Source organism: Mycolicibacterium rutilum, assembly GCF_900108565.1.
Lineage (GTDB): Bacteria > Actinomycetota > Actinomycetes > Mycobacteriales > Mycobacteriaceae > Mycobacterium > Mycobacterium rutilum.
The window spans coordinates 1,465,069-1,481,521 of sequence record NZ_LT629971.1; the positions used below are offsets into that span (position 1 = coordinate 1,465,069).

Here is a 16,453-nt window from a genome sequence, read left to right on the forward strand (position 1 = left end):
CCCATGGACCCGAACGCCAAACCCAAGCAACTGAACTCGCCGTTCGTCACGACGATCATGAAATACGCCGGCAAGGCGCACGTCTGGGTGTACCGGCGCTCCGGCGGCAAGATCGGCGCGACGTGGCGGGTGGGGGCCGGCTTCAAGAAGCCGGTGCCGACGCTGCTGCTCGAACACATCGGCCGTAAATCGGGCCGCCGGCTGGTCTCGCCGCTGGTCTACATCCACGACGGCGAGGACATCATCGTGGTGGCGTCGCAGGGCGGCCGCGACACCGATCCGCAGTGGTACCGCAACCTGGTGGCCAATCCGGAGGCGTTCGTCGAGATCGGTTCGGACCGCCGCCCGGTACGCGCGGTGACCGCGTCACCCGAGCAAAAGGCACGGCTGTGGCCGAAGCTCGTCGAGGCGTACGCCGACTTCGACACCTATCAGGCGTGGGCCGACCGGGAGATTCCCGTGGTCACCCTGCAGCCGCGCTGAGTGCGATCCATCTCACACCGCTGACGCGTTCGAGTGCCCCCACGGGTCGGGTAGCCAACTAGGCAGGTGCACCCCAGCGCCGACCGAATCCGTCAACGCTTAAGGGGCGATTTCCACGATGACTACCACCAACACGCTGATTGCGCAGTTGCGCACTCTTCTCGACCTCACCCACACCGAGATCCAGATCGCCGAGACCCGGATCACGCAGGCTCGCACCGAAGCGGTGCGCCGTGAGCTGACCGAGAACGCCGAGAACGGCCGCATCCGCGCCGAGGAGATTCAGCAGGCGATCCGCGATCTGGGCGGCTTCCCCGACACCGTCGGCCCGTTCCTGGGACGCGCGGCCGCCGCGGTCAAGGCGCTGACCGAGCAGGCACAGCCGTTCGACGAGGCCCTGCTGGGCGACCTGGCCCTGGAGAACCAGCTGCTCGACCGCGCCCGCTACATCAAGGCGCTGGCCGTCGCGGACAAGAAGCCCGACGTGCAGGCGCTGGCCGACCGGCTGATCACCGCCCACTCCGCGACCGTGAGCTGGCTGACCACCGTGCTGGCCGAGGACGCGCTCGGCGGCCCGGCCGCGCTGCAGCGCACCCCGCTGCAGGCCGCCGCGGGCACCGCGGTGAAGCTGATCAACATGCCGGGCCAGTGGTCCGCGCAGTCGGTCGAGCGGTTCGCCGAACTGCTGCGCTCGACCGGACCCGCCGTCGAGGACCTGCGGGAGCGCGCTCAGCGTGCCGGCGAGATCACGCTCAAGGCGCTCGGCGCCTCGCGTGACGGTGCGCTGCGCAGCGCGGAGAAGGTCGTCCGCCGTGAGGGCGCAGGTGACGCGGCCGACGCGCTGCACAAGGCCCGCGCCGAGGGCGGTGTCGTCGACGCCGACGAGCTGCCCATCGACGGTTACGACGAGCTCAACCAGACCGACGCGATCGCCGCGGTCAAGGAGCTCGAGGAGCCGTCGGACATCCGCACGATCATCGCCTACGAGGAGATGCACAAGAACCGCCAGCGGCTGATCTCGGCGGCGCAGACGCGCCTGGCCGACATCGCGCAGGAGGTCGTCGGCATCAGCTGACTTTCCGGATGGCACGAGAGCACCCCGCGGGAAACCGCGGGGTGTTCTTCGTGTCGGGGGTGTTTCGCGAGTTCTACAGCAGGGCTGTGAAACTCGTCGATCCACGACCCTCACGTCGATCTCGGCGCCGAACGGGCCGCTACACCCGAGGCCGTTACATCCGCGGTGGGCTGAACCCGGGGTTGGCCAGGGCGTTGGCGATGCCGCTACCGATCGGACCGTGCTGATCGACGAGGGTCGCGGTGCCGGTGGCGACGCCGTCGTGGCTGAAATGCGTCAGCGCCGTCAGCCCCAGGTAGGGCCCGTCGGGCAGCCGGGACAGCGTCACCGTGTAGTCGGCGTTGATGAACTGCAGGCCGCTGGGCCCGAAGTGGGTCAACGAGCTGACCATGTCGCCGGCCATCGCGGCGCGGCTGAACGGGGTGAGGCCGGCGCCGGCGACCAGCGGGCGGACGTCGCGCACCCAGATCTGCTTAGGTCCCGAGTGCTGCCAGCCGGCGAGCCCGGCGCCCGGCCCCGGAGTGTGGTCCTCGCGGCCGTAGGTCCACACCAGCGTCGACAGCCCGCGCGGAATCGGGTCGGGCGTCGGCGGGATCGGCGGCATGTTGACCGGCGTGGAGAAGATCGGGTCGGTGGGCTGCTCGCCGCGGCGCAGGAACAGCGCAGTGGCGCGCGCGACGACGGTCTCGTCCTGGGTCATCAGCGCGTCGACGAGCTTGAGGCGCCGTCCCGCACGGACGACGGTCGTGGCGACCCGCACGGGCGCGAGCGCGGCGGGCCGGAACAGGTCGACGGTCAGGCGGGTCGGTTGGAAGTCGGGATCGCCGGCATCGCGTTCGAGGACGTAGCCGAGCAGTCCGCCGACGTAGTTGCCGCTGATCGTCTGGCCCCACGGTCCCTGCGCGATGGGGTGGGGGACGAACGCGTCCCCGTCGGGGGTGAAGAACGCCGTCGACGCTGAAGTCACCGCGACGACGATAGCGGGACCTAACTTTCTGCCAGCCAGCGCTTGACGTCAGCGTCCGCGGGATCGACGGCGTCGGCGTACTCGTCGTGTTTGCCGACGTACGAGGCGACCATCTCGCAGACAGGGACGATGCGCAGGCCGGCGTCGCGGGTCTGCTGCAGTGCTTCGCTGATCAGGATGGTCGCCAGTCCGCGGCCCTCGAATTCGCTGTTCACCTCGGTATGGGTGAAGACTCGCTGCCCGTCACGGTCGGCGAACTCGGCCTGGCCGACCTGCTGGCCGTCCACGGCGATGGTGTAGCGGTTGGACTCGGCGGTGACTTCGGTCGGGGCTCCGGTCTTGTCGGTGGTCATGTGGTCTCTATACCCCCGGGCGGGGCCGCGGACGCAACGTCGCCTTCGGCAGGGGCGGGGCGGGCAGGCGGGTGACCGCGCCGCGATAACCGGACACCGCGCCGAACCGGTCGTCACCGGCCTCCCACTGGCGCCGATACTCGGCGATCTCGTCGTGGCTGCGGCCGACGAAGTTCCACCACATCAGCAGCTGTTCGGGGAAGGGCGGGCCGCCGAGCAACACGACCCGCGCGGCGTCGGGCCCGTCGTTGTGCAAACTGAGCCGGTCGCTGCCGGCGGCCTGGAACCACAGGTCGGCGACGTCGAGCGTGTCCGCGCCGACCCGCACCGCGCCGTGGTCGAGCAGCACGCCGTGTTCGAAGGCGGGGTCGACGTCGAAGGTCACCGATGCGCCGGGGTCGAGGTCGACCTGTGCACCCAACAGCGGTGTGAACGTGTGGACCGGGGACTGCTCACCGGCGAGACGCCCGAGGAACACCCGCAGCGTCGCCCCGTCCACCGACCGCGGCACCGGGACGTAGTGCGCGAAGTCGCGCGAGGTGTTCCGCGCCTCGTCGGGCAGCGCCACCCACAGTTGCACGCCGTGCAGGATGTCGGTCGCCGGCGTCGACACCTCCGAGTGGCAGATCCCGGCACCGGCGGTCATCAGGTTCAGCTCGCCGGGGCGCACCAGCGCGTGCACACCCGCGCTGTCGCGGTGCTCGACCTCGCCGCTGAACAGCCAGCTCACGGTCTGCAGTCCGGTGTGCGGATGCGGCGGGACGTCCATCCCGACTCCGCCGCGAACGTCGTGCGGACCGTAGTGGTCGGCGAAGCACCACGCCCCGATCAGCGAGCGCTGCCGCTGCGGCAGTGTCCGTCGCACCCGGATGGCGCGGGGCCCGCCGAGCGGCACCTCCCGCGCATGCAGGACGCCCGCGAACGGCGATGGCGCGCAGGTGACTTCGGCCGGCGCCGTATCGGTGTTGCTCACGGGGCCAGCGTAGGCCCGCGGCGCGAAATCAGCCGGTCATCGCCGAGCGGATCACCTCGAGGTCGTGGTCGTCGACCTTGAACACGCCGAACCGGAACTTGAAGCCCCACCGCTGCTTGTCCTCGATGAAGTCGAGCTGCTCGATGAGCGGGCGGATGGGGGTTTCGACGCAGTCGAGGAAGTCCACGTTGCGCCGCCACCGTTCGACGTCGGGGGCGATCGGATCGAGATAGGGCTCGTCGTCGGCGATGCGCCCGATCGCGGTGAACGCCTGCAGCGGTTCCCCATCGGGGTAGACGACGCGCGGTGAATAGAAGGCGATCCAGTCGCCGCGCGCCATCTTGCGCAGCATGGCGGCCTTGCCGTGGTTGGCCTGAGTGAAGCGGCCCCGCACTGCGAGTTCGACGTGATCACGGCTCACGGTGTTTATCCAGTTCGTCATGTCCGCACGCTAAGCGCGCGGGCCGACAACTTGCCTGTCTCTGCGTGCCTGCTTGTGGATAACTCTGCCGGGCAGGCGGATAGCATCGGACGCCGTGGGTGATGAGCCGCTGCGCGACGACCACGCCGAGTTGCTGCGCCGCCGCGCGCTGACGGAGGACGCCGGCCGCCCCGACGCGGTGGCCAAACGGCACGCCGCGGGCGCCAGGACCGCCCGCGAGAACCTGGCCGACCTGGTCGACGAGGGCTCGTTCGTCGAGTACGGGCGTTTCGCGATCGCGGCGCAGCGGCACCGGCGCGACCTCGCCGACCTGATCGCCCGCACCCCCGCCGACGGTCTCATCGCGGGCACCGCGCGGATCAACGGGGACCTGTTCGGGGAAGCCGCCAGCGCGTGCGCGGTGCTGTCGTACGACTACACGGTGCTGGCCGGCACGCAGGGCGCGTTGGGGCACCGCAAGAAGGACCGGCTGTTCGAGTTGATCGAGCGGATGCGGTTGCCGACGGTGTTCTTCGCCGAGGGCGGCGGCGGGCGGCCGGGCGACACCGACTATCCGGTGGTGTCGGCGCTCGACGCGCGCGCGTTCAAACTGTGGGCGGCGCTGTCCGGGTTGGTGCCGCGCATCGCGGTGGTCCGGGGCCGGTGTTTCGCGGGCAACGCGGTGATCGCGGGCTGCGCCGACCTCATCGTCGCCACCGCGGACACCTCGATCGGCATGGGCGGGCCCGCGATGATCGCCGGCGGCGGCCTCGGCGACGTGCCGCCCGACGAGGTCGGCCCGATCAGCATGCAGGAGCCCAACGGCGTCGTCGACGTCGTGGTGCCCGACGAGGCCGAGGCGGTCGCCGTCACCAAACGTCTGCTCGGCTATTTCCAGGGCGCGACGGCACCGGGCCCGGTGGCCGACCAGAACCGTTTGCGCACAATGGTTCCCGAGCGGGCGCGTCGCGCGTATCAGGTGCAGCCGATCATCGAGACCCTGGCCGACACCGGCTCGGTAACGATGCTGCGACCGCGGTTCGCGCCCGAGATGGTGACCGCGCTGGCCCGCATCGACGGCCGAGCGGTCGGCGTGATCGCCAACAACACGATGGTGATGGCCGGTGCGATCACCGCGCGCGCCGCCGACAAGGCGGCACGATTCCTGCAGCTGTGCAACGCTTTCGGGCTACCGGTCATCTCGCTCGTCGACTGCCCCGGCTACATGGTCGGGCCGGCGGCCGAGTCGGAGGCACTGGTACGACGGGCATCGCGGATGCTGGTCGCCGGCGCGGCACTCGACGTCCCGCTGGTCGCGGTCGTGCTGCGCCGCGGCTACGGGCTCGGCGCGCAGGCGATGGTCGGCGGGAGCATGCACGAACCCGCGCTGACGGTGGCGTGGCCGGGTGCGCACCTGGGGCCGATGGGGCTCGAGGGCGCCGTGCGGTTGGGTCTGCGCAAGGAACTCGACGCGATCGCCGATGCCGCCGAGCGCGAGGAACGGGTACGGCAGGCGACCGCGGCTGCGCAGGAGAACGCCAAGGCGCTCAACGCCGCTGCGCTCTTCGAGATCGACGACGTGATCGACCCGGCGCAGACCAGGGAATTCATCGTCAACACGTTGGCCGCGGCGTGCGCACACGCGCCGGGCGCGGCGCACCGCCGGTTCGTCGACACCTGGTAGTGGATTGAGGACGGTGCCGCCTGCGCCTCTCGGCGGGTGGTCGCTCGAAGCGACTGTGAGGTTGGGGCCCGGGGCATGCCCGGCACCGTCGCATCGATCAACCGTGCACAGGTTCGGGTTATTCCGGCTCAGGCGGACTCCGCGTACAGCCGCCGCTCGCGCACCGGGTGACCATTGCGCTCGGCCAGCGACTTGAGCTGGCGCAGGGCAAACGTGCGGCCCCGGCCGGCCTCCGGGACGTAGATGCCCGCCCACAGGCCCTCGGCGCGCGGCAGTTCGCAGGCCTCGCGGGCGCACAGCCAGCGTCGCGGGCACGCCCGGCAGATGGCCTTGGCTTCCTCGTCGGCCGATGTGGTCCACCGTTCGGGGTCGCGGGTGCAGGCGCCGACGGGGATTTCGTCCCACTCCGTGGTGTTCATTGCGGTTCTCCTCTTGGCCTCTGCGGCATGTCCGCCGCGGATGCAGCAAAACGTAGCGCACAAACCGTAGCAATGCAACAGTTAATGGTGGCGCGAGCTGCCTGGAGGGTACAACTGCGACGTAACCGTAGCGGCGAGCCCAAACAACCGTAGCGTCAGACCACTATGAACTGACGCGCGCGAGGACCCAAGCCGTAGCATCGATGCCCGCGACCGCTACGATTACGGGGCCGCTTCACCGCTCTGACGCCTAGGGACCGCCGCGCCATGACCCAGCCCGAGTCGACCGCCGAGTCGATGGAGCCTGTGGATCCCGGGATGGCGCGCGCAGGCGCCGCGGCTGCCGCACGACGTCGCGAACTGAACATCAGCCAGCGCCGCCTGGCCGCGGACGGCATCATCAACGCCGGCGCGCTGATCGCGTTCGAGAAGGGCAGGAGCTGGCCGCGCGAACGCACCCGGGCAAAGCTCGAGGAGGTTCTCCAGTGGCCGCCGGGCGCGATCACGCGACTCCGGCGGGGGGAACCGGTCGCCGTCGACAGGCCCGCGCGGGTGGCGCCTGCGCCGACGTCCGGCGAGGACGTGCCGTTGATCGCGCAGGCGGTGATCACCGCCGCGGGCACGTTCGACACGGCGATCGCGGCCTTGCCGCCGACCGAGCACCCCGATTTCCCGGCGAAGGTGACCGCGATCCTCGCCGATCTTCGCCAGTTGGAGGGTGTCGCCGCGCAGGCGGCGCGCATCAGCAAGGTGACGCCCGCGCTGATCAAAGCGCTGAGCGCGGTCCGCACCCGCTACGACGATCTGATGCTGCGGGCGGCACGCTCACCGCGGCCCACCCTCGGTCAGCGGCTGTATGCGGCGCGCCGCAGCGCCAACCTGACGATCAGTGAAACCGCCGAGGCGGCCAGGATATCCGAGGACGACGTGGTGGCCGCCGAGTCCGAGCAGCCGGTCGCGGCACCGGTCGCCGAGGCGATCGAGGGGTTCCTGGCGTTGTTCGCCTAGCGGTCAGAAGCGGTCGCGGCTGCGGTCGTCGTGGGTCGGGAAATGCTCGGCCAGCGCGGCGGCGATCTCGAGGAAGCGCCGTCGCGTCGCCGTGGACATCTCGGCCGTTCCGCTGATGACCCCGCCCGGCCGCAGATGTCCGTCGAACGGAACCTCGATGACCCGCTGGCCCTGACTCGAGAACTGCTGCGCCAGAATCGATCTCGTCCGCTTGTCGGCGTGTCCGTCGGAGTCGTTGAGCACGATGACGGTCCGCTGGAGCAACGAGGTCAAGCCGCGCGCGGCCAGCCAATCCAGCGTCTGGCCGGCGGCGGCGGCACCGTCGACCCACGGCGACGACACCACGATCAGCGCGTCGAGGTCGCGCAGCACCTCCTGGGTGACCGGGCTGTCCATCGTCGAACTGCAGTCGATGATCGAGATCGTGAAGTGCCGGTCCAGGCGCGACGTCGCCTCGCGGTAGATCGCCGGATCGAGGACCCGGCGCCGTGCCGGTGTCCCCTCACCGGCGAGGACGAACAGGCCGGCGGCGTTGTTGCCGACCCGGCTGCGCACATCGGCGAACGTTTCCAGGTGCTGGTCGGACGCCAGCTCCCAGTAGGAGCCCTGCGCCCGCGGGTCGACGCGGCTGCCGAGCTTGCCGAAGGCGGTGTCGGCGTCGATCGCCACCACCCGGTCGTCCTGGCGCAGTTCGGCGAACACCGACCCGACGCTGGCGGACACGGTCGTCTTACCGACCCCGCCCTTGCCCATCACGCCGACCTTGTAGTGGCCGCGCAGCCCGGACCGGATCTGGGCCTCCAGTTCGGCCTGGCGGACCTCCTCGGGACCGGGGCCGACGTTGATCAGCCCGAAGCTGGCGCGGTAGAGGGCCAGCCGCCAGCCCCGGGTGGGGGCCGCGCGGCGGGCCGGGACGAGTTCGTCGGCGCGGATGCGCTCGGCGAACGAACCCGGCGGGCGCTGTTCGGGGGCGGGCCACTGCCCGACCGGCGGTTGCCCCGGCTGCGGCGGCGGACCGGGGCGCTGCGGCGGACGCGGCGGTTGCCGGACCGGCTGCTGCGGACCCCACGGGCCCGGATCCGGCCGTCCGCCCGCGGTCAGCGGGCCGGTGTCGCGCGCCGATCCCGGCGGCGGGCCGTAGGGCGATTGCGGGGGCCGGAATCCGCCCACCGCCCGGTCCGCCTCGGTGAACGGCTGGGTGTCGCGGAACGCGGTGGACGGCTCGGCGGGCGGCTCGGGCGCGGGAAACTCGACGGGTGGCCGCGGCGGGGCCGGCGGTCGCGGGGGAGGGGTGGGCTCGGGCTCCCGGGACGACGGTTCGAAGTCGGTCTCCTCGGGGCCGGTCCAGCCGAGCTTTCTCCGCAATTCGTCATCGCGGTCGGTCACAGCGCTCTCCTCCGAATGTCGTGCGTCGGCCCCTCCACAAGTATCAACTACCCGACCGGCCGGCATTCGTCAGCTCACCAGCAAACTCGATTACCACTGGCGGCAGCGTGCGGCGCCGGGTGGGGCAGCAGACCGCCCCAACCCACGCGAGGGCCTGCGCGCGGCGATGGTGGAGAGGTAGCCGAGGCACGCGTCGCGAGGGTATCGGGGCATGTCACGCGGTTCGCTGAGCAACTGCTCAAAACGCCCCCACATGCAGCGACAGGCTTCCTGAGAAATAACTGAGACGCCGGTACCGACTGCAGTCCGCCGCTCGAACGAGTCCGCAAATTCATGTCGTGACCGGTACCCGACCGCTGGTACGCTGATTTTCGGCGAAGGGGTCAATCAAGATGGGTCATGGGCAGCCACGCGCCCGCAGTGGCAAAGAAACGCCGGGCAATGTCAGATGAGCGGTGCCGAACGGTCGCGCAGGCCGCCCGAATCGGGTCCCCCGCGCCCGCCGATGGCGGTTAGCGTGGACGCGGGCCGAGCCGCCGCCCGCCCGGTCAGGCCGTCCCCACACGACCAGAAGTGAGGAGCCGAGGAACCGTGTCCGGCGAAGAACTCCGCGTCACCACCGCGCACCTGTCCGAGCTGGCAGTCCGGCACGAGCGGGCGGCTCACGAAACCCGATCGGCGACGGTGGCCACCGAAGGCGTCGACGCCGCGGTCAAGAACACCCACGGCAGCATCGCCTCGGCGACCTCCAGCGCCCTCGACGCCGTCCTTTCGTCCCGCCATTCCGCGGGCGACAGGATGGCGAACGTCTCGGACACGTTGCGCGACAAGCTGACCGACGCCGCCAAACGCTACGGCTCGACCGACGAGGCCCAAGGCAGCGCCCTCGACTCACAGGTGCGACCGGCATGAGGCAGGACGCCACCCACATCGACGACGTCGTCGGCGTCGAGGTCACCATCGACGGGATGCTGGTGATCGCCGACCGGCTCGGACTGGCGGAGTTCCCGACCGCGCTCGGCATCCGGCTCAACATCCCGCAGCCCGACCTGCGCGACCTGGTGTGGGAGCAGGTCGCGCGCGACCTCACCGCCCAAGGCGTGCTCGACGTGTTCGGCGAACCGCACCCCGAGGTCGCAGCAATGGTCGACACCCTGAGCAGGGCCGATCGCACGCTGGAAGCCCGCTGGTGGCGGCGCGACCTCGGTGGCAAGATGGTCCGCTTCACGGTGTGTCGCAAGGGGGATCGCCATGTCGTTGCCGCACGTGACGGTGACATGCTCGTCCTGCAGCGGGTGGCGCCGCAGGTCGGTCTGGCGGGAATGGTGACCACTGTGCTCGGCTCCGCCACCGCCGCGGATGTGGAGCCGTTGACCGGCGTGGCGAGCAAACTGGCCGAATGCCGGGACGCTAACCAGATCGCGGCCTACGGCGTGGCGCCGGCGTCGGCGCGCGCGTACGCCGACATCATCGCCGAACCGCAGAGCTGGGTGGAGATCACCGCCATCGAACGCCACCCGGGTGGCACGTTCACCCAGGCCGACGTGGCCGCCGGCGTGCTCGATTCCCGGCACGGCCGGATCGTGTCAATTCCGCGCAAGGTCAGCGGCGAGTTGTACGGCAGTTTCCTGCCGGGCAGCCCCGAGAACCTCCAGCGTGCGCTCGACGGTTTGATCGAGTTCCTGCCGTCGGGCAAGTGGTTCGACCACAGCGCGGCGGACACCTCCGATCCCGGCCGGAATTGATGTGAGGTGACGGCACCGCATGGTGGGTGAGATGTCCTCCCACGAACCGGACGACGGGCGCGACGACATGGCCGCGCTCGACTTCTTCGTCGGCGAACCCGCTCACGACACCGAATCTGTGCTCGACGCGCTCGACCCGTACGCCGACGACTACGCGGCCGATGATGACGAAAGCGACGCCGCCACACCGATTTTCACGGTCACCAACCCGCCGGGCACCGTGACGGTGAGCGCGTTCATGGACGGCAGGGTCAAACACATCGAACTGTCCGCGAAGGCGGGCGAGATGTCGGAACGCGAGTTGGCCGCCGAGATCGTCCTGATCGCCCGGCTCGCGGCCCAGGACGCCAGATCCGCCCAGTACGCGGTGATGCTGGAGGGGATGCGGGAACAGGGGCACGACGACGCGGTGACCCGCGACTTCCTCACCCGTGATCTCGCCCTGCCCACTCCCGAGCAGGCCCAGCAGGAACGGGCCCGCGTGTTCGCGACAAGATATGCGGGTGACCATGACTGAGCACCTCGCCAGCCTGTTCGGAAGCGCGGTCGGCATGCTGCCGAGCGCGCCGGCCCGCTCGTTCGAGATCTTCACCGAGATCACCAATCTCGACGAATCCGCCTGCGACGCCTGGGTCGGGCGCATCCGCTGCGGCGACACCGACCGCGTCACGCTGTTCCGTGCGTGGTACTCGCGCGCCAACTTCGGCCAACTCGCCGGGTCCGCCGAGATCTCGATGAACAGCCTCAACGCGCGGATCCCGATCGGCGGGCAATTCGGCGACATCACCTATCCGATCAACTCGCCGCTGGCGATCACGATGGGCTTCGCGGTCAACGAGGCCGCCATCGGCAACTACGCCGACGCGATGGAAGCCCTCGACGACGTCCCGGCGGCCGGGGCCGAACACCTGGTGTCGTGGGTCAAGGCGGTGGTCTACGGTGCGGCCGAACGCTGGACCGACGTCATCGACGAGGTGCGCGGCGCGGGCGGTTGGCCGGACAAGTTCCTGGCGGCCGCAGCGGGTGTGGCGCACGGCGTCGCGGCGGCCAACCTCGGGTTGTTCACCGAGGCCGAACGGCGGTTGACCGAGTCCAACTCGTCGCCCGCCGGTGAGGCCTGTGCGCCGGCGATCGCCTGGTTCCTGGCGATGACGCGGCGCAGCCAGGGCAACGAAGACGCGGCGGTCGCCCTGTTGGAGTGGTTGCAGGCCACCCACCCGGAACCGAAAGTCACGCAGGCACTGCGGGATCCGTCGTACCGGATGACGACCACGACCGCGGAGAAGATTGCCGCCCGCAAGGACCCCTGGGATCCGCGCAGCGTCGAGGCCGACACGTCGGGCCGCGACCGGTTGCTCGCCGAGGCGCAGGCCGAGCTGGACCGCCAGATCGGGTTGACCCGGGTCAAGGAGCAGATCGAGGCGTACCGCGCCGCCACGCAGATGGCCAGGATCCGGGCCGCGCGCGGGATGAAGGTCGCCCAGACCTCCAAGCACATGATCTTCGCCGGGCCGCCCGGCACCGGTAAGACGACGATCGCGCGCGTCGTCGCCAACATCCTGGCCGGGCTCGGGGTGATCAGCGAGCCGAAGCTGGTGGAGTCCTCCCGCAAGGACTTCGTCGCCGAATACGAGGGCCAGTCGGCGGTCAAGACCAGCCGCACCATCGACCGTGCGCTCGGCGGTGTGCTGTTCATCGACGAGGCCTACACGCTGGTGCAGGAACGCGACGGCCGCGCCGACCCGTTCGGCACCGAGGCACTGGACACGCTGCTGGCGCGGATGGAGAACGACCGCGACCGGCTGGTGGTGATCATCGCCGGCTACAGCGCCGACATCGACCGGCTGCTGGAGACCAACGACGGCCTGCGGTCCCGGTTCGCGACCCGCATCGAGTTCGACTCGTACTCACCCGACGAGATCGTCGAGATCGCCAAAGTGATTGCCAAAGCCAACGATTCGGCTCTCGACGAGGACGCCGCCAAGCGGGTGCTGGAGGCCGCGAGCCTGCTGAGCCAGCGGGCGCTGAACGGCAAACCGGCGCTGGACATCGCGGGCAACGGCCGCTACGCGCGGCAACTGGTGGAGGCGGGCGAGCAGAACCGCGACATGCGCCTGGCCCGGTCGCTGGACTTCGACAGCCTCGACGTCGACCAGCTCAGCCAGATCAATGGTGACGACATGGCCGCCGCGATCGCCGCGGTGCACGCACGTCTGAGTATCGGCGAGTAACGGCATGGCGAGTTTCCGGCTCACCACCAAGGTGCAGGTCAGCGGTTGGCGCTTCCTGCTCCGGCGCGTGGAGCACGCGATCGTGCGCCGGGACACCCGCATGTTCGACGACCCGCTGCAGTTCTACAGCCGCGCCGTGTCGGCGGGTGTGGTGATCGCGGTGCTGATCTGCCTGGGCGCCGCCCTGCTCGCCTACTTCAAACCGCTCGGAAAGCGGGGCAGCGACACACTTCTCGTCGACCGCACCACCAACCAGCTCTATGTCGTGCTGCCCGGGTCCGGTCAGCTGCGCCCGGTCTACAACCTGACCTCGGCCCGGCTGGTGCTGGGCAACGCGGGCACGCCGGTCGCGGTGAAGTCCGACGAACTCAACCGCATGCCCAAGGGCCAGCCCATCGGTATCCCCGGTGCGCCCTACGCCACCCCGGTCGGCGCCCCCACCTCGCAGTGGACGCTGTGCGACACCGTCACCAAACCGGAGAGTGTGGCGCCCAGCCTGGAGACGGCGGCGATCATCCGGCCGTTGCAGATGGACGCATCGGTCGGGCCGATGCGCCCGGACGAGGGGCTGCTGGTGTCCTACGAGGGTGACACCTGGTTGGTCACCGACGCCGGCCGCCACGACCTCGACCTGGCGAACCGCGCGATCACGTCGGCGGTCGGCATCCCGGTGACCGCCAGGGCGACCCCGATCTCCGAGGGGCTGTTCAACGCGCTGCCCAACGCCGGGCCGTGGCGACTGCCCGACATCCCGCTCGCCGGCGCCCCCAACACCGTTGGGCTGCCGCCGAATCTGGTGATCAGCTCGGTGTTCAAGGCGCTCACCGAAGACGGCGAACAGCACTTCGTGGTGCTGCCCGACGGGATCGCCCGGATCAACGACACCACCGCGGCCGCGATCCGCGCCACCAACTCCTACGGCCTGATCACCCCGCCGTCGGTGGAGGCGAGCGTGGTCGCCAAGATCCCCGAGCAGGTGTTCGTCTCGCCGCTGCCCGACAAGCCGCTCGACATCCTGCTGCGCGAGGACACCCCCAGCCTGTGCTGGGCGTGGCAACGCGAGCCGGGCGATCAGAACCCGAAGACCACGGTGATCGCCGGGCGGCACCTGCCGATCCCCGCGTCGGCGATGAGCACCGGGATCAACCAGATCGGCGGCGACGCAACGGTATACATCGACGGCGGCCAGTACATCCGGTTGCAGTCACCGGACCCGCGTTACGGCGAGAGCCTCTACTACATCGACCCGCAGGGCGTGCGCTACGGGCTGCCCAACGAGGACACCGGCAACACGCTCGGGCTGAGCGGGCCGACCACCGCGCCGTGGCAGGTGGTGGGTCTGCTGGTCGACGGGCCGGTGCTGTCGAAAGAGGCGGCGCTGATCGAACACGACACGCTGCCGCCGAACCCGAACCCGCGCAAGGTCGGTGAGGACGGTGCGGCCCAGCCGGCGACTGCCCAGACGGGAGGCGGCGGATGACCACCAAGAAGTTCACCCCGATCATCAAGCGCGGACCGCGGCTGACCCCCGGCGAGATCAACGTCACGCCACCGGAGGATCTCGGGGTCGAGATCCCGCCGTCGGGCATCCAGAAGGCGCTGCCGTGGGTGATGGGCGGCGGCATGCTCGGGATGATCGCGATCATGATCTTCACCGGCATCCGGCAGCTCTCGCCGTACATGCTGATGATGCCGCTGATGATGGTGATGGCCACGGTCGGCTTCATGGCCGGCGGTGGGCCCGGCGGCAAGCGCGTGCCCGAGATCAACGCGGACCGAAAGGAATACCTGCGTTATCTGGCCGGGCTGCGGACGCGGGTGACGTCGTCGGCGGCCGCGCAGGTGACGTTCTTCAACTATCACGCGCCGCATCCGGAGGACCTGCTGTCGATCATCGGCACCAACCGGCAGTGGTCGCGGCAGACCAACGCCGACTTCTACGCCGCCACCCGCATCGGGCTCGGCGCCGAACCCGCCGTGGACCGGCTGCTCAAGCCCGCGGTCGGCGGTGAGCTGGCCGGGCCGCAGGGCGCGCCGCAGCCGCACCTCGAGCCGGTCAGCCACATGTGGGTGACGAAGTTCCTGCGCACGCACGGGCTCATCCACGACTGCCCGAAACTGGTGCAGCTGCGGTCGTTCCCGACGATCGCGATCGGCGGGGACCCCGACGGCGCGGCGGCCCTGCTGACCGCGATGGTCTGCCACCTCGCGGTGTTCCATCCGCCGGACCTGCTGCAGATCCGGGTGCTGACCGACAACCCGGAGGACCCGAACTGGTCCTGGCTCAAGTGGCTGCCGCACGTGCAGCACCAGACCGACACCGACGCGGCCGGGCCCACCCGGATGGTGTTCACCCGGCCCGACGGGCTCAGCGACCTGACCGCGCGCGGGCCGCACACCCCGGACGGCGCCCCGGGCGGCCCCTACGTCGTGGTCGTCGACCTCACCGGCGGGCGGGCCGGCTTCCCGGTCGACGGCCGGGCCGGCGTCACGGTGCTCACGCTCGGCAACCACCGCGGCTCGGTGTACCGCATCCGGGTGGCAGCCGACGGCACCGCCGACGACCGGTTGCCCAATCAGCCGTTCCGCCTTGTCACTTCGATGGTCGACCGGATGACACCCGACCAGGCCTGCCGCGTGGCCCGCAAGCTGGCCGGCTGGTCCATCACCGGCACGATCATCGACAAGAGCGTGCGCGTGCAGAAGAAGGTGGCCACCGAATGGCACCAACTGGTCGGCGCGCAATCGATCGAGGAGGTCACCCCGGCGCGGTGGCGGATGTTCAGCGACACCGACCGCGACCGGCTGCGGATCCCGTTCGGGCACGAGCTCAAGACCGGCGACATCATGTACCTCGACATCAAGGAGGGCGCCGAGTTCGGTGCCGGCCCGCACGGGATGCTGATCGGCACAACGGGTTCCGGTAAATCCGAGTTCCTGCGCACGCTGATCCTGTCGCTGGCCGCCACCCACCACCCCGATCAGGTCAACCTGCTGCTCACCGACTTCAAGGGCGGTTCGACGTTCCTGGGCATGGAGAAGCTGCCGCACACCGCGGCCGTCGTCACCAACATGGAAGAGGAAGCCGAGCTGGTCAGCCGCATGGGTGAGGTGCTCAGCGGCGAGCTCGACCGCAGGCAGTCGATCCTGCGCCAGGCCGGCATGCAGGTGGGTGCGGCCGGCGCGCTGTCCGGCGTCGCGGAGTACGAGAAGCACCGCGAACGCGGTGCCGACCTTCCCCCGCTGCCAACACTTTTCGTGGTGGTCGACGAGTTCGCCGAACTGCTGCAGAACCATCCCGACTTCATCGGACTGTTCGACCGGATCTGCCGCGTGGGCAGGTCGCTGCGCGTGCACCTGCTGCTGGCCACCCAGTCGCTGAACACCGGCGGGGTGCGCATCGACAAGCTCGAGCCCAACCTCACCTACCGGATCGCGCTGCGGACCACGAGCTCGGCGGAGTCCAAGGCGGTGATCGGCACGCCCGAGGCGCAGTACATCACCAACAAGGAAAGCGGCGTCGGCTTCCTGCGCGTCGGCATGGAGGACCCGGTCAAGTTCCACAGCGTCTACACGGGCGTGAACTACGTGCCGACCGAACAGGTGCAGGAGAACGGCGAGGTCAAGCCGAAGACCAACGGCCAGGCCCGGTTGCGGATCCACGAGTTCACCGCCGCGCCGATCTTCGACACGTCGGGGGTGAACTAG

16 protein-coding genes are annotated in these 16,453 nt (G+C 70.1%); 10 read left to right on the forward strand and 6 right to left on the reverse strand.

Going from position 1 to position 16,453, the window contains the following annotated elements; genetic code table 11:
• Positions 1-3 precede the first annotated feature (3 nt).
• Together BLW81_RS07030 and BLW81_RS07035 are read left to right on the forward strand one after the other, a co-directional pair.
• Positions 4-483, forward strand: a complete 480-nt coding sequence (locus BLW81_RS07030) for a nitroreductase family deazaflavin-dependent oxidoreductase (RefSeq protein ID WP_083406566.1) — start codon at positions 4-6, stop codon at positions 481-483.
• A 118-nt stretch (positions 484-601) separates the two neighbouring features.
• Positions 602-1,558, forward strand: a complete 957-nt coding sequence (locus BLW81_RS07035) for a hypothetical protein (RefSeq protein ID WP_083406567.1) — start codon at positions 602-604, stop codon at positions 1,556-1,558.
• A 154-nt stretch (positions 1,559-1,712) separates the two neighbouring features.
• On the opposite strand, the gene BLW81_RS07040 is transcribed toward BLW81_RS07035, so the two are convergent.
• From BLW81_RS07040 to BLW81_RS07055, 4 genes are read right to left on the reverse strand one after another with little or no spacing between them, the layout of a single operon-like run.
• Positions 1,713-2,525 carry a thioesterase family protein gene (locus BLW81_RS07040; RefSeq protein WP_083406568.1) on the reverse strand — a complete coding sequence of 271 codons (813 nt, stop codon included), beginning with the start codon at positions 2,523-2,525 and terminating at the stop codon, positions 1,713-1,715.
• 20 nt (positions 2,526-2,545) lie between these two features.
• Complete coding sequence (locus BLW81_RS07045) at positions 2,546-2,878, reverse strand: GNAT family N-acetyltransferase (protein ID WP_083406569.1); 333 nt, start codon at positions 2,876-2,878, stop codon at positions 2,546-2,548.
• Between the two features lie 7 nt (positions 2,879-2,885).
• On the reverse strand, positions 2,886-3,851 hold the full coding sequence (locus tag BLW81_RS07050; protein ID WP_083406570.1) for a pirin family protein: 966 nt from the start codon (positions 3,849-3,851) through the stop codon (positions 2,886-2,888).
• A 28-nt stretch (positions 3,852-3,879) separates the two neighbouring features.
• Positions 3,880-4,293 (reverse strand): EVE domain-containing protein, encoded by a 414-nt coding sequence (locus tag BLW81_RS07055; protein ID WP_083406571.1) that lies wholly within the window; start codon positions 4,291-4,293, stop codon positions 3,880-3,882.
• Between the two features lie 94 nt (positions 4,294-4,387).
• On the opposite strand from BLW81_RS07055, the gene BLW81_RS07060 reads away from it, so the two are divergent.
• Positions 4,388-5,956, forward strand: coding sequence for an acyl-CoA carboxylase subunit beta (locus BLW81_RS07060; RefSeq protein WP_083406572.1), 1,569 nt, complete (start codon positions 4,388-4,390; stop codon positions 5,954-5,956).
• Between the two features lie 128 nt (positions 5,957-6,084).
• On the opposite strand, the gene BLW81_RS07065 is transcribed toward BLW81_RS07060, so the two are convergent.
• Positions 6,085-6,375, reverse strand: a complete 291-nt coding sequence (locus BLW81_RS07065; RefSeq protein WP_083406573.1) for a WhiB family transcriptional regulator — start codon at positions 6,373-6,375, stop codon at positions 6,085-6,087.
• A 267-nt stretch (positions 6,376-6,642) separates the two neighbouring features.
• Here BLW81_RS07065 and BLW81_RS07070 point away from each other — a divergent pair, with 267 nt between their 5' ends.
• Positions 6,643-7,383: a helix-turn-helix domain-containing protein gene (locus BLW81_RS07070; RefSeq protein ID WP_083406574.1), complete on the forward strand. Its 741-nt coding sequence runs from the start codon at positions 6,643-6,645 to the stop codon at positions 7,381-7,383.
• A 3-nt stretch (positions 7,384-7,386) separates the two neighbouring features.
• Here BLW81_RS07070 and BLW81_RS07075 read toward each other — a convergent pair whose 3' ends face one another.
• Positions 7,387-8,769, reverse strand: a complete 1,383-nt coding sequence (locus BLW81_RS07075) for a MinD/ParA family ATP-binding protein (protein ID WP_083406575.1) — start codon at positions 8,767-8,769, stop codon at positions 7,387-7,389.
• Positions 8,770-9,360: 591 nt separating this feature from the next.
• On the opposite strand from BLW81_RS07075, the gene BLW81_RS07080 reads away from it, so the two are divergent.
• Genes BLW81_RS07080 through eccCa form a run of 6 tightly spaced genes read left to right on the forward strand, consistent with a single transcriptional unit; the run spans position 9,361 to position 16,453 of the window.
• Complete coding sequence (locus BLW81_RS07080) at positions 9,361-9,681, forward strand: ESX-1 secretion-associated protein (RefSeq protein WP_083406576.1); 321 nt, start codon at positions 9,361-9,363, stop codon at positions 9,679-9,681.
• Positions 9,678-10,514 carry an ESX secretion-associated protein EspG gene (locus BLW81_RS07085; RefSeq protein ID WP_083406577.1) on the forward strand — a complete coding sequence of 279 codons (837 nt, stop codon included), beginning with the start codon at positions 9,678-9,680 and terminating at the stop codon, positions 10,512-10,514. The genes BLW81_RS07080 and BLW81_RS07085 overlap by 4 nt, the downstream gene beginning before the upstream one ends.
• Positions 10,515-10,533: 19 nt before the next feature.
• Positions 10,534-11,031 carry a secretion protein EspD gene (locus BLW81_RS07090; RefSeq protein ID WP_083406578.1) on the forward strand — a complete coding sequence of 166 codons (498 nt, stop codon included), beginning with the start codon at positions 10,534-10,536 and terminating at the stop codon, positions 11,029-11,031.
• Positions 11,024-12,745 carry a type VII secretion AAA-ATPase EccA gene (gene eccA / locus BLW81_RS07095; RefSeq protein WP_083410368.1) on the forward strand — a complete coding sequence of 574 codons (1,722 nt, stop codon included), beginning with the start codon at positions 11,024-11,026 and terminating at the stop codon, positions 12,743-12,745. The genes BLW81_RS07090 and eccA overlap by 8 nt, the downstream gene beginning before the upstream one ends.
• A 4-nt stretch (positions 12,746-12,749) precedes the next feature.
• Positions 12,750-14,225: a type VII secretion protein EccB gene (gene eccB / locus BLW81_RS07100; protein WP_083406579.1), complete on the forward strand. Its 1,476-nt coding sequence runs from the start codon at positions 12,750-12,752 to the stop codon at positions 14,223-14,225.
• Positions 14,222-16,453 carry a type VII secretion protein EccCa gene (eccCa, locus tag BLW81_RS07105; protein WP_083406580.1) on the forward strand — a complete coding sequence of 744 codons (2,232 nt, stop codon included), beginning with the start codon at positions 14,222-14,224 and terminating at the stop codon, positions 16,451-16,453. Before eccB ends, eccCa begins: the two co-directional genes overlap by 4 nt.